2 protein-coding genes are annotated in these 823 nt (G+C 43.1%); both read left to right on the top strand.

Going from position 1 to position 823, the window contains the following annotated elements; all coding sequences use genetic code 11:
• Window positions 1-80: 80 nt before the first annotated feature.
• The gene (rplM, locus tag A3729_RS28540) at window positions 81-509 is read left to right on the top strand and encodes a 50S ribosomal protein L13 (protein WP_068516415.1); all 429 of its coding nucleotides are present in this window, start codon (window positions 81-83) and stop codon (window positions 507-509) included.
• Window positions 510-521: 12 nt separating this feature from the next.
• Window positions 522-823: 30S ribosomal protein S9 (gene rpsI, locus A3729_RS28535; protein ID WP_068634538.1), on the top strand; the 302-nt coding region annotated here is incomplete at its 3' end.

Below are 823 nucleotides of genomic sequence, written 5' to 3'. Positions count from 1 at the left end.
ATAATTCGTGACATCCGAATGGCGAAATTGCCATCGAACTTGGATTTTGTAAAGGCTCATTGGAGCTAAAGGCGGAATAAATGAAAACGTTAAGTGCAAAGCCAGAAAGCGTAAAGCGTGACTGGTATGTAGTAGATGCTACAGGCAAAACACTTGGTCGCTTATCAAGTGAAATTGCGAGCCGTTTAAGGGGCAAGCATAAGCCAGAATACACACCTCATGTTGATACAGGTGATTACATTGTTGTTGTTAATGCAGAGAAAGTTGCAGTAACAGGTAACAAGGCTAAAGATAAGATTTATCACAGACATACTGGTTATATCGGTGGTCTTAAGTCGATTTCTTTCGAAAAATTGATCGATAAAGCTCCTGAGCGTGCTATTCAAGGTGCGGTTAAAGGCATGTTGCCACGCGGACCTCTAGGTCGTGAAATGTTCAGAAAGCTAAAAGTGTATGCTGGTGATGTTCATCCTCATACTGCACAACAACCGCAAGTTTTAGATATTTAACGGAAGGCGATTATGTCAACTACATATAATTATGGAACTGGTCGTCGTAAAACTTCTGCGGCGCGCGTATTTCTAAAATCTGGTGGCGGTAATATTGAGATCAATGGCCGTGCACTAGATCAGTTTTTTGGTCGTAAGACTGCTCAGATGGTTGTTCGTCAGCCTCTAGAGTTGGTAGAGATGGCCGATAAGCTTGATGTAAAAATCACTGTAAAAGGTGGTGGTACAACTGGTCAAGCTGGTGCGATTCGTCACGGTATTGCTCGTGCTCTAATGGAGTATGACGAAACGTTGCGTCCAGCACTGCGTGAAGC

The organism is Oleiphilus sp. HI0043 (assembly GCF_001634935.1).
This window is presented reverse-complemented; position numbering and strand designations above follow the sequence as displayed.

What these genes read in the sequence shown, in the direction of transcription:
- rplM (WP_068516415.1), top strand. Translation starts at nt 81, where the DNA reads ATGAAAACGTTAAGTGCAAAGCCAGAAAGCGTAAAGCGTGACTGGTAT.